The following is an 11,350-nucleotide window of genomic DNA, read 5'->3' as shown; positions in this document are numbered from 1 at the left end:
GGAGCCTGGCCGACACGCTGGCAGGCCCCCGGACGGAACCGCGGGCCTGGGCAGAACGGTGAACCGACAGTAGCCCAAGGGGCCCGGTGCTCTGGCCGCCGGACCCCTCGCGCTTCAGCGGATCACTCGGCCGGAACCTTGATCTCGCCGTCGATGATCTTCTTCTTGTACTCGTCCAGCTTGAGCTTGATGTCGTCGACCTGACCACCGGTCGTCGAGTAGTCGACGCCGCCGGCCTTGAGGTCGTAGGTCGTCGGGCCGGCCTTGACCGTGCCGTCCACGAAGCTCTTGAGGAAGTCGAACACCGCGACGTCGACCTTCTTGAGCATGGAGGTCATGATCACGCCGCGGACGCTCTCGTCGGCCGTGAGGGCCTGGTCGGAGTCGACGCCGATGGCGAGGGCCTTGGACTCCTTGGCCGCCTCGAAGACGCCGCCGCCCGAGCCGCCCGCCGCCTGGTAGACGACGTCGGCCCCGGCGTCGTACATGCCCTGCGCCGCGGTCTTGCCCTTGGCCGGGTCGTTGAACCCGCCGAAGTCCGGCGGCTGGGTGAGGTACTTGACGTCGATCTTGATGTCCGGCTTCACGGCCTGCGCGCCCTTGGTGAAGCCGACCTCGAACTTCTTGATCAGCGGGACCTGCACGCCGCCGACGAAACCGATGTGCTCCTTCTTGGTCTTCAGCGCCGCGGCGGCGCCCACCAGGAACGAGCCCTCGTTCTCGGCGAAGACCAGGTTGGAGATGTTCGGGCCCTGGGCGGCGTCGTCGACGATGGCGAACTTGGTGTCGGGGAACTCGCCCGCGACCTTCTTGATCGCCTCGGAGTAGGCGAAGCCGACCGCGATGACCGGGTTGTAGCCGCTCTGGGCGAGCAGGCGGAGCCGCTGCTCCTTCTGGGCGCCGGTCTCGCCGGACCCGGCCTCGAGCTCCTTGACCTCGCCCAGCTTGAGCTCCGACGTGGCCTTCTCCAGGCCGGCGGCGGCGGCGTCGTTGAACGACTGGTCACCACGCCCGCCGATGTCGTAGGCCAGGCCGACCTTGGCGCCACTCGGCGCCGCGGCGGAGGACGCGCTCGACGCGCCGGGCGTCGCCGTGTCCGTGCCGCTGCTGCCCCCGCATGCCGCGACGGCCATGAGCATGGCGCTCACCGCGGTCGTGGCGGCCAACTTGCTTGCGTGATTGCGGAGCAAGATGACTCCTTCCGTGTTCTTCGCCGTCCAACTTGTGTGCACGCGCGAAGCAGACCGCACGGCAACCCTGCACGGAAGATAGTTGTTTGACCGGTGTTGGCCAAACCGCCGCCCGGCTCCGAAATAGGTCCGTTATGCAGCTCACGCCACCCTGTGACCTGCGAAACCGCGAGATAGGGGGACGGCGAGCCCCCTTTCGGACATCGCCGTCGGGCCTCGGACCGTCAGGCGGTCACGGGCTGAGCGTCGGATCGCTCGGCGGAGGCGGTGCAGCCGTCCCAGAGCGAGGTGAGGGCCGTGGCCGCCATGACGCGCACGCCGACGCCGATGCAGCGCTCGTCCACGTCGAAGGTGCCCTGGTGGATGTCCATCTGCCGGGTCTCCCCCGGCGCGCGCACCCCGAGCCGGGCGTAGGCCCCGGGGACCGACTCCAGGTACCACCCGAAGTCCTCGCCGCCGAGCGACTGCGGCGTCGGGACGGTGGACTCAAGGCCGAGCACCTGGTGGGCCGCCTCGCGCAGCATGTGCACGCTCTTGGCCTCGTTGATGGTCGGCGGGACGCCGCGCAGGTAGTTCATCTCGGCCTCCACCCCGTAGGCGATGGCGACGGAGTCCAGCAGCGACTTGAACAGGTCGGGGGCCTCGTGCCAGGCCTGCTCGTCCAGGCAGCGGATCGTGCCCTCGGCCACGCCGTCGTCGGGGATGGCGTTGGCGACCGAGCCCGCCTGGACCCTGCCCCAGACCAGCGACAACGACGAGCGCGGGTCGACGCGCCGGCTGAGGGCGGCCGGCAGCTCGGTGACGATCTTGGCGAGGGCGAATACGAGATCGGCGGTCAGGTGGGGGCGGGCGGTGTGGCCGCCGGGGCCGGCGACGCGGACGCTGACCTTGTCGCAGGCGCCGGTGATCGGGCCGACGCGCAGGCCGAGCTTGCCGACCTCCACGCGGGGGTCGCAGTGCAGGCCGAAGATGCGGTCGACGCCGCTGATGCCGCCGGCCTCCAGCACCTTGAGCGCGCCGCCGGGCATGACCTCCTCGGCGGGCTGGAAGATCAGGCGCACCCGTCCGGGCAGCAGCCCGGCCGCCGCCTGCTCGGCCAGGAACAGCCCCGTGCCGAGGACGATCGCGGTGTGCACGTCGTGGCCGCACGCGTGGCACACGCCCGGGACGGTCGAGCGGTAGGGGACGTCCTTCTCGTCGGGGAGCGGCAGGGCGTCGATGTCGGCGCGCAGCGCGACGGTGGTGCCGTCCCCGCTGCCGATGTCGCAGATCAGGCCGGTTCCCCGGGCCAGCGGAGTCGGGACGAGCCCGGCGGCGGCGAGCCGCTCGGCAATGCGCTCGGTCGTCCTGTGCTCGACGAACCCCAGCTCGGGGTGGGCGTGCAGATCACGCCGGAACCCGATCAGAGAGTCGTTGTGAGCGCCCAGGAACGCGTCGAGCTCGCCCCTTAGATCACTTGCCGGCATGGCCCATCGCCCCGTTCGACGTTCGCAGGTTGGTGGTGACGAAGCGGTCCTCCGCGAGCTCGACGATCGTCGCGTCGACGATGTCGTCGAGGGTGCCGCCTCCGGTCAGGATCGCACGCTGACGCTCGCAGGAATTGCCCTGCTCCACCACATCGGTGATGGTGGCGAGCTCCTCCGGGCAGCCGAGCCGCTCGGCGACCGGCGCCAGCTCGCGCGTCAGCTCGTAAAGCATGTCGCGCATCGGCGCGGTCGAGCCGTGGTCGTCGGTGATGACGAAGGCGTCCAGCCCATAGCGGGTGGCCCGCCACTTGTTGTCGCGCACGACCCATGGCGCGGGGTGCGGAAGGCGGTACCCGCGGTCGAGCTGCTGGTCGAACTGCTGTATGAGGCACTGCGACAACGCCGCCACCATCCCGACCTCCCGGAGGGTCGGTATACCGTCGAACATTCGAATCTCAATCGTGCCGAAGTCGGGATGCGGCCGGATGTCCCACCACACCTCTTTGATGCTCTTGATGGTCCCCGCGCGCTTGAGGGTGTCCATGTACTCTTCGAATTCGGCCCAGTTCGCCAGCATCTGCGGTGGTCCCGCTGTCGGCAGGGACCCGAAGACGATGGCCCTGCTGGAGGCCAGCCCGGTGTCTTGGCCGCCCCAGTAAGGGCTGGAGGCCGTCAGCGCGAGGAAATGCGGCAGGTAGGCCGCAAGTGCGTTGACGATGGGGATGACTTTATCCCTTTCCCGCACCCCCACGTGGACATGTACGCCAAATGTTTGGATCCGCCATGCCAGCCACTGCATCTCTTCGACCAGCTCGGTGTACCTCTGGACGGGCGCGTAGACCGCGTCGCGCCAGTCGCTGATGGCGTGCGTGCCCGTGCAGGCCAGCGCCATCCCTCGCGCGTCGACCACCTGGCGGAGGCGGTCGATGGTGGTCCGCAGGTCGCGCACGGCCTCCGACACCGTGTGGCAGACATCGGTGATCACTTCGAGCTGGGACTGCATCAGCTCGTGCATGACCTTCGGACGAGGGGTCTCACTCAGCTCGGGGACCGCGTCGAGCACCTGGCGCGCGTCCTGGCGGAGGCGGCGAGTGTGCTTGTCGACAAGCTGGAGTTCCCATTCGACGCCCAGTGTCGGGCCGCGCGAAGGATTGAACTCGATTGGCACAGCGCGCCTCCATGAGCAAAGGTCCCATGGCCGAGTTTCCGCCACGCGACGGATCCGGCCAACCCTACGGTCACCCCAGTACGCCCGGACTTACGGCTTTCCGCACTTGGTCGCCAAACCGGAGAAGGCACCCACTCATGCATGGTCAACCGCAAAACGGTCGTTAACCGTCTCTGCCCACGAAGGGGGTCTTATATGCGGGCATACACCGGCTCAGCGATCGGCGGGGCGCCAGGAACGCCAGGCGCGCCAGCCGACGACGCCGACCGCCGCCGCGAGCACCAGGTTGACGACGATCAGTATGCCGTGCACCACATAGAAGGCCGTGGGATGCCCGTCGGCGAGGTTGAAGCCGAGCATGACCCACTCGAGGACCATGAAGGCGGCCAGGACCAGCAGAAAGCCGGCCGTACGTCGTGTCATCTTCACCGCCTCCATGGTACCTCTACGGTTACTGACCAGGCACACTCGCGATCTTTGTCGTGTCTTGCCCCACTTGAAAAGCGACAAAGCTACTCTGAGTTCCCTATGGGGATGAAGTACGTATCAGCAGTCAGCGCGCTCGCGCTCGCAGGGGGGCTCACGCTCGTCACCCCTGCTCAGGCGCGTTCGGCGTCCGACGACACCGCGCCCGTCGGCGGCGGCCTCCTCGGGCGGCGAGGCGTGGTCGTCGATCCGGCGGCCAAGGCGCTGCCCAAGACCGACGCCTCGGCGTTCGTGGTGGCCGACGCCGACACCGGCGAGGTGCTGGCCGCCAAGGACCCGCACGGGCGCTATCTGCCCGCCAGCACCCTGAAGATGCTCACGGCCGTCACGCTCATCCCCCGGCTCGACAAGACCAAGTTGATCAAACCGAGCGCCGAGGCGTGCAACGTCGAGGGCAGCGCCGTCGGGCTCACCCCGCACAAGATCTACCGGGTGCGCGACCTGCTGCGCGCGCTGATGATGGTGTCCGGCAACGACGCCGCCGTGGCGCTCGCCGAGGCCAACGGCGGCCTCGCCCGCACCCTCGCCGACATGAACGCCGAGGCCAAGCGGCTCCAGGCGCTGGACACCGTCGCCAAGACGCCGAACGGCCTGGACAAGCCGGGCCAGAGCAGCTCGGCCTACGATTTGGCGCTCATCGCGCGCTCCGGCCTCGCCAACGCCGACTTCCGCGAGTACGTCGGCACCAAGGTGGCGAACTTCCCCGCCCCCGGCGGCAAGCACTACGAGATGGCCAACCACAACCGGCTGCTCGGCCGCTACCCCGGCATGATGGGCGTGAAGAACGGCTGGACGACCAAGGCCCTCGGCAGCTTCGTCGGAGCGGCCAAGCGCGGCGGCCACACCGTCATCGTCTCGGTCATGCACCACGAGGGGTCGTTCTGGGAGGAGGTCAAGCAGCTGCTCGACTGGGGGTTCGCCTCCCGGGGCCACGTGGCGGCGGTCGGCACCCTGGTCTCCCCCGTCCCCACGGTGAAGCCCACCAAGCCGGTCGGCGGCCCGCCCGCCGCCGCCCCTCCGGCCCCGCCCAAGCCCGCCGCGGCCGCGCAGGACTCCCCCCTGGTCGGCATCGGCGCGGGGGCCGTGGCCGCCGGTCTGCTCGGCGGCGTCGTGTGGGTCGTCTACGGAGTGCGCCGCCGTTCCCGGGCCCGGCGCGACGACGGCTTCGAGGTGTGAGCGGTCGACGGCCGCTCACTCGTACCCGCCGGCTGGAGCGGGGGTCGGCGCGGGAGGCGGGGCGCCGTTGGCGGTGGCGGTCCAGGCGGCCACGTACAGCGCCCAGCGGGCGGACAGGTTGAGCCACAGCAGGAGGCCGACGATCACCGCGAAGGTGCCGTAGATCGGGTTGCTCAGGGTGTGCCCGAGCAGCAGCGTGGCGACCTGCTTGAGCACCCCGAAACCGGCCGCGCCGAGCAGCGCCCCCTTGAGCATGGTCGCGACGGGCTTGCCGACCTTGCCCAGCCAGCCGAGGATCACCAGAAAGACCAGCATGTCCGCGGCGACGCTGATGAGCACGCCGGCCGTGCGCACGAGCGCCGCGGCCATCACCGAGTCGGCCAGCCCGAGCCATCCGAGTATCGTGCTGGTGGCCTGGACGGCGAACCCGCCGACCAGCACCGAGACCACGATCGTCAGGCCCATCAGCAGCAGGGCCACCAGGTCGCGCAGCTTGCCGACGAACCAGTTCATCGGCGGCTCACAGCTCACGCAGATCTCGTGCACCGCGTCCCGCAGGGCGTCCACGACGCCGAGGCCCGCGTAGAGCAGGCCCAGCAGGCCGATGACGCCCGCGCTCTGGCGGGCCGTGGCCAGGTCCTGGACGCGCAGCCGGCCGGCGAGGCCCGGGAGTTGCTGGTCGATGGCCTTCACCAGCGTGGTCAGCGCGTCCGGGCGCACCGTGAGCACGTACCCGAACAGGGCGAACCCCAGGGCCAGCAGCGGGAAGAACGACAGGAAGGCGAAGTAGGTCACCGCGCCCGCCAGCCGGTCGCCGCGCTGGCTCTGGTAGCGGTGGAACGTGCGGATCAGATGGTCGAGCCACGGCCAGCGCACGCGATAACGCTCGGTCCTGACGCTGCCCCACCGCTTGACGGCCTCGATGGTGCGCAGGATCAAGGCCCACGTGCTTTCCATGAGGAGCACCTACCCCGCAGGCGTGCCGTATGCGAACCGGCCGGAGACGACGATCTTCGCAGATCTTCGCATCCTTGCCGGTGGAACGCATGCGGCCACCCGCCGGTGAGACGCGTCCGGCCACCCGCCGATGAAGCGCTTTCGGCTACCGGCCGGCGAGGCGCGACCGGCCACTGAGGCGCTACCGGCCGGCGAGGCGCGACCGGCCGGTGAGGCGCGTGCGACCGCCGGCCGTACGAGGTGGCCGGGGCCGGGGCCGGAAGGCGGCGGTCAGAGCTTGGGGAGGAAGCCGATGCGCTCGCGGACGACCTCCATGGTCTCGCGGGCCACGGCCGCGGCGCGCGCGGCGCCCACCGCGAGCAGGCGGTCGAGCTCGGCCTCGTCGGCCAGGAGCTTCTCTGTGCGCTCGCGGATCGGCGCGAAGGCGTCGACGACCACCTCGGCGACGTCCTTCTTGAAGGCGCCGTAGCCGAGCCCGGCGTAGCGGGCCGAAAGCTCGGGGATCGGCGTGCCGCTCAGCACCGACTGGATGCGCAGCAGGTTGGTGACGCCCGGCTTGTTCTCGGGGTCGGCGACGACCTCGGAGCCGGTGTCGGTCACCGCGCGCATGACCTTCTTGCGCAGCGGCCCCGGCTCCTCCAGGACCTCGAGGATGCCCTGCGGACTGGAGGACGACTTGGACATCTTCGCCAGAGGATCCTGCAGGTCGGCGATCTTCTCGACCTCCTTCAGGATGTAGGGCGCGGGGACGTTGAAGGTCTCGCCGTACCTGCTGTTGAAGCGCTGGGCGAGGTCGCGGGTGAGTTCGAGGTGCTGCTTCTGGTCGCCGCCGACCGGTACGAAGTCGGCCTGGTACATCAGGATGTCGGCCGCCTGCAGGATCGGGTAGGTGAACAGGCCCACCCCGGCCGAGCTCTCGCCGTATTTGGCCGACTTGTCCTTGAACTGGGTCATGCGGGCGGCTTCGCCCATGCCCGTGTTGCACATGAGGATCCAGGCGAGCTCGCTGTGCTCGCGGATCTGGCTCTGCACGAACAGCGTGCTGCGCTCGGGGTCGAGGCCGGCGCCGAACAGCTGGGCGGCGGAGACGCGCGTGCGGCGGCGCAGGTCGGCGGCCGACGGGTTCACCGTGATCGCGTGCAGGTCGGCGATGAAGTAGAACGCGTCATGCGTCTCTTGCATGTCGACCCACTGGCGCACGGCGCCGAGGAAGTTGCCGAGGTGGAAGGACTCGGCGGTGGGCTGGATGCCGGAGAGCACGCGAGGTCTGGCCATAGCACTCAATTGTGTCAGGAGTCGGGGACCGTCCGCGACTCGCACAAGGGTGTGGCCTGGGTCGATCAGCCGGGATCCGGGGCCGCCTCCGGGTCGTCCGCCGCGATCGCGACGATCTTCCGCAGAACACGGACGCGGGCGACCCGGCGGCCGTCCATCTCGGTGACGACCAGGGTGCAGGAGGGCCTGTCCACCCGCTCGCCCACCTCCGGCAGGTGGCCGAGCGCGGCCATGACGTAGCCGCCGAGCGTCTCGTAGGGCCCCTCATCCAGCCGGATGCCCGTCTCGGCGGCGAAGTCCTCCAGGTTGACCAGGCCGTCGATCTCCATCTCGCCCGCGACCAGGCGCACGGCCTCTCCGTCGGCGTCGTACTCGTCGCGGATGTCGCCGGTGAGCTGCTCGACCAGGTCTTCCAGCGTGACGATGCCGGCGGTGCCCCCGTACTCGTCGACGACGATGGCCAGGTGGTGGCCGGCGTTGCGCATCTCGGTCAGCGTGGGCAGCACCCGCTTGGTCGCCGGCAGCAGCTTGACGGGCCTGATCGGCACCAGCTCGCCGATCGGCTCGATGCTCCCGGTGAGCACCGGATCGAGCAGATCGCGGACGTGGACGAACCCCACGATGTCGTCATAGGAGTCGCGGTAGACCGGGAACCGGGAGTGCGGCATCGCCGCCGCCAGGATCGCCGCCTCGGCCAGAGGGGTGTCCAGCGCCATGAACTCCACCTCGGTGCGCGGCAGCATCACTTCCCGGAGATGGCGCTTGCCGGCGGTGAACACCTCGTCGATCAGGTCGCGCTCGTCCTTGGTGAGCTCCTGGTGGCCGACGACCATGTCCCGCAGTTCCTCGGTCGTCATCTCGGCGCGGTCGGCCTGCGGGTTCCCACCGAGCAGCCTCACCACTCCGTCGGTGGACTTCGACAGCAGCCAGATCACCGGGCGCGACAGCGAGGCCAGCCGGTCCAGGAACGGCGCGACCACCATGGACAGCTCCTCGGCGCGTTGCAGCGCGAGGCGTTTGGGCGCCAGCTCGCCGAGGACCAGCGTCACGTAGGAGATCGCGAGGGTGACCGCCACCAGCGACAGCGGCCTGACGGCGCCCGCCGGCAGCCCGGACCGGGCGATGAGCGGCTGCAACTGGCCGGCCAGCGTGTCGGCGCCGACGGCGGCCGACAGCACGGTGGCCACCGTGACCCCGATCTGCACCGCGGACAGGAAGCGGTTGGGGTCGCGGGCCAGGCCGGCGACGCGCGCGCCTCGCCGCCCCTCCTCGGCCAGGCGGCGGATCTGGCTTTCGCGCAAGGAGACCAGGGCCATCTCGGCCGCGGCGAAGAATCCGCCGATCAGGACGAAGACCAGGACCAGGACGATGTTCGCGGCGACGTTGTGCACGTCGATGTCCGTTCGGGTGAGGATCACACGATGATCTGGTCAGCGTACCCGCCACCACTTCTCCCGCGACCGCCCAGATGCGCGTAAGCTAGACAGCAGACCTACAAAATCAAACACGATCGCACACGATCAAACGGAGGCAGGGCAAGTGAAGCTGCTGGTAACCGGAGGCGCCGGCTACGTCGGGAGCGCCGTGGCCGCACAGCTCGTCGAGGCGGGCCACGAGGTCACCGTGCTGGACGACCTATCCACGGGTCACGCCGACGCGGTGCCCCCCGGGGCTTCGTTCGCCCAGGCCTCCCTCACCGACGCGGCAGGCGTCCTCGACCCCTCCTTCGACGGCGTGCTGCACTTCGCGGCCCGCTCGCTCGTCGGCGAATCGGTGCAGAAGCCGTCCCTGTACTGGTCCAACAACCTCGGCGGCACCCTCGCGCTGCTGGAGGCCATGCGGACGCACGGCGTGCGCCGCATCGTCTTCTCCTCCACCGCGGCGACGTACGGCGAGCCCGAGAGCACCCCGATCACCGAGGCCGACCCGACGCGCCCCACCAACCCCTACGGCGCCTCCAAGCTGGCGGTGGACACCGCGCTGACCGCCTTCGCCGGCCTGCACGACCTCGGCGCCGTCAGCCTGCGCTACTTCAACGTGGCCGGCGCCTACACCGGCGCGGACGGGCGCGTGTACGCCGAGCGCCACGCGGTGGAGACCCACCTCATCCCCAACGTGCTCGCCGTCGCGCTCGGCCGGCGCGACGCGGTGAGCGTCTTCGGCACCGACTACCCCACCCCCGACGGCACCTGCGTGCGCGACTACGTCCACATCGCCGACCTCGCGCGCGCCCACCTTCTGGCGCTGGACGCCTGCCGGCCCGGCGACCACATGATCTACAACCTGGGCAGCGGCGCGGGGTTCTCGGTCCAGGAGGTCATCTCGGTGTGCCGGGAGGTCACCGGCCACCCCATCCCCACGGTGATCGGCGAGCGCCGTCCCGGCGACCCGGCGGTGCTGGTGGCCTCCTCCGAGCGCATCCAGCGCGAGCTGGGCTGGAAGGCCGAGCACGCCGACCTGCGCGCCATCGTCGCCGACGCCTGGGCGGCCCTCACCCGCTGAGCGCGAAGTGGAATCACGTTCTGCGAAAGTGGTGTCTCGCTCCGTCATCTTGTGGTGAGATCTTCCCTGTGAGGAAAGCCGGAAGCTTTTCACCTTTGACGCTCAAGGCGGCGCTCGCCGGTCTCATCCTGGTCAGCGCCACCACCGCCGCGGCCGGCGCGGTCTTCGCGACGACCTATCCAGGGGGACACCCGGCAGGCCCCGCCTGCCCCGCGCACGCGCGGTGAGAGAGATCCGGGCGATCAGCCGTGGCGCCGCGAGACGCGCACGCGGGCCAGGTTGTTGGCCGGCCGCCGGTCTCCGACGTGCGCGGAGTACACCGTGGCCTGCGGCCCGACGTCTCGCGCGTGGCCACGGGGCATCTGGAAGACCAGGTCGAACGTCTCGTGCGCCCCTGACTTGATCGGCCCGAGCGAGCAGCCCAGTTTCCCGTGCCGCTCGGCGCACCGCGCGCCCCGGGCCGACAGGAACCGCGCGCCGTTCCCGGCGAAGGAGACGCGCACGTCGCGCACCTCCCGGGGCCCGCTGTTGCGCACCGTCGCCCTGACCGGGAACCGCTCCCCCGGTTCGGCGCTCGTGGCGGCGGGCGACAGCCGCACGGCCAGGTCGGCGCCCTCGTCGACCTTCGTGACGAGCTCCGCGCGGTTGTCGGCCTCGTTGCCGTCGACCACCTCCGACGACAGACCGGCCGAGACGCGCAGCGGGCCGCGGGCGCCGGACCTGACCAGCCCGAGGACGGTCACGGCCCCCGAGTCGCCGGCCTGGATGTCCGTCGGAGAGGGGCACACCACCTCGTTCTTCGACGTCCCGGGGCGGCAGGAGGCCACGTTGACGGCGGCGATGTCCACCTCCGCCGGCAGGCGGATCGTCAGCACGGGCAGCACGGCCTCGCCCGGCCCGGCGTTGCGCACCTTCACCTCGTACGACAACCACTGGCCGGGCTGCGCGACCCGCGGCGAGGCGGCGACGCGCACCGACAGGTCCGCCCCTCCCCACCGCCCGGCCGGGCGTGCCGGCGCGGCGTTCACCGCCAACGGAGCGGCGACGAAGAAGACCAGACCGGCGGCGACTCCCGCCGTGAACAGACCCATTGACGTGCGACCCCCAAGCGTTCGGCACCAATTCAACGC

11 protein-coding genes are annotated in these 11,350 nt (G+C 70.3%); 3 read left to right on the top strand and 8 right to left on the bottom strand.

The window, feature by feature from the left end; translation table 11 throughout:
• Positions 1-122: 122 nt before the first annotated feature.
• The 4 genes from ACFO60_RS11570 to ACFO60_RS11555 all read right to left on the bottom strand — a co-directional run bounded on the left by ACFO60_RS11570 (position 123) and on the right by ACFO60_RS11555 (position 4,247).
• Positions 123-1,190 carry a BMP family lipoprotein gene (locus ACFO60_RS11570; protein WP_380840013.1) on the bottom strand — a complete coding sequence of 356 codons (1,068 nt, stop codon included), beginning with the start codon at positions 1,188-1,190 and terminating at the stop codon, positions 123-125.
• Positions 1,191-1,414: 224 nt separating this feature from the next.
• Entirely contained in the window at positions 1,415-2,656 is a 1,242-nt protein-coding gene (locus ACFO60_RS11565) for a M20 family metallopeptidase (RefSeq protein WP_380840012.1), read from the bottom strand.
• Entirely contained in the window at positions 2,643-3,824 is a 1,182-nt protein-coding gene (locus ACFO60_RS11560) for a glutamate--cysteine ligase (RefSeq protein WP_380840010.1), read from the bottom strand. The genes ACFO60_RS11565 and ACFO60_RS11560 overlap by 14 nt, the downstream gene beginning before the upstream one ends.
• A 213-nt stretch (positions 3,825-4,037) precedes the next feature.
• Positions 4,038-4,247: an SCO4848 family membrane protein gene (locus ACFO60_RS11555; RefSeq protein WP_380840007.1), complete on the bottom strand. Its 210-nt coding sequence runs from the start codon at positions 4,245-4,247 to the stop codon at positions 4,038-4,040.
• A 111-nt stretch (positions 4,248-4,358) separates the two neighbouring features.
• Between ACFO60_RS11555 and ACFO60_RS11550 the strand changes: the two genes are divergently transcribed.
• Positions 4,359-5,486 carry a D-alanyl-D-alanine carboxypeptidase family protein gene (locus ACFO60_RS11550; protein ID WP_380840005.1) on the top strand — a complete coding sequence of 376 codons (1,128 nt, stop codon included), beginning with the start codon at positions 4,359-4,361 and terminating at the stop codon, positions 5,484-5,486.
• A 15-nt stretch (positions 5,487-5,501) separates the two neighbouring features.
• Here the strand turns inward: ACFO60_RS11550 and ACFO60_RS11545 are convergent, their stop codons facing one another.
• The 3 genes from ACFO60_RS11545 to ACFO60_RS11535 form a co-directional block, all read right to left on the bottom strand.
• Complete coding sequence (locus tag ACFO60_RS11545; RefSeq protein WP_380840003.1) at positions 5,502-6,443, bottom strand: YihY/virulence factor BrkB family protein; 942 nt, start codon at positions 6,441-6,443, stop codon at positions 5,502-5,504.
• A gap of 270 nt (positions 6,444-6,713) precedes the next feature.
• The gene (gene trpS, locus ACFO60_RS11540; RefSeq protein WP_380840002.1) at positions 6,714-7,718 is read right to left on the bottom strand and encodes a tryptophan--tRNA ligase; all 1,005 of its coding nucleotides are present in this window, start codon (positions 7,716-7,718) and stop codon (positions 6,714-6,716) included.
• Positions 7,719-7,783: 65 nt separating this feature from the next.
• On the bottom strand, positions 7,784-9,136 hold the full coding sequence (locus ACFO60_RS11535) for a hemolysin family protein (protein ID WP_380840000.1): 1,353 nt from the start codon (positions 9,134-9,136) through the stop codon (positions 7,784-7,786).
• Positions 9,137-9,257: 121 nt separating this feature from the next.
• Here ACFO60_RS11535 and galE point away from each other — a divergent pair, with 121 nt between their 5' ends.
• A complete protein-coding gene (galE, locus tag ACFO60_RS11530) occupies positions 9,258-10,220 on the top strand; it encodes a UDP-glucose 4-epimerase GalE (RefSeq protein ID WP_380839998.1) in 963 nt (320 codons plus the stop codon).
• 95 nt (positions 10,221-10,315) lie between these two features.
• Complete coding sequence (locus ACFO60_RS11525; RefSeq protein ID WP_380839996.1) at positions 10,316-10,447, top strand: hypothetical protein; 132 nt, start codon at positions 10,316-10,318, stop codon at positions 10,445-10,447.
• Positions 10,448-10,462: 15 nt separating this feature from the next.
• Here ACFO60_RS11525 and ACFO60_RS11520 read toward each other — a convergent pair whose 3' ends face one another.
• Positions 10,463-11,311, bottom strand: a complete 849-nt coding sequence (locus ACFO60_RS11520) for a COG1361 family protein (RefSeq protein ID WP_380839994.1) — start codon at positions 11,309-11,311, stop codon at positions 10,463-10,465.
• Between the last annotated feature and the right edge of the window lie 39 nt (positions 11,312-11,350).

The organism is Sphaerisporangium dianthi, assembly GCF_042654065.1.
Taxonomy (GTDB): domain Bacteria; phylum Actinomycetota; class Actinomycetes; order Streptosporangiales; family Streptosporangiaceae; genus Sphaerisporangium; species Sphaerisporangium dianthi.
Note: the sequence above shows the minus strand (reverse complement) of the source record. Positions and strands in the feature narration are given on the sequence as shown.

Bases quoted from the DNA above. Each gene is read 5' to 3' on its own strand.
- ACFO60_RS11565 (WP_380840012.1), bottom strand. From the start codon at position 2,656: ATGCCGGCAAGTGATCTAAGGGGCGAGCTCGACGCGTTCCTGGGCGCT.
- ACFO60_RS11555 (WP_380840007.1), bottom strand. From the start codon at position 4,247: ATGACACGACGTACGGCCGGCTTTCTGCTGGTCCTGGCCGCCTTCATG.
- ACFO60_RS11550 (WP_380840005.1), top strand. From the start codon at position 4,359: ATGAAGTACGTATCAGCAGTCAGCGCGCTCGCGCTCGCAGGGGGGCTC.
- ACFO60_RS11545 (WP_380840003.1), bottom strand. From the start codon at position 6,443: ATGGAAAGCACGTGGGCCTTGATCCTGCGCACCATCGAGGCCGTCAAG.
- trpS (WP_380840002.1), bottom strand. From the start codon at position 7,718: ATGGCCAGACCTCGCGTGCTCTCCGGCATCCAGCCCACCGCCGAGTCC.
- ACFO60_RS11520 (WP_380839994.1), bottom strand. From the start codon at position 11,311: ATGGGTCTGTTCACGGCGGGAGTCGCCGCCGGTCTGGTCTTCTTCGTC.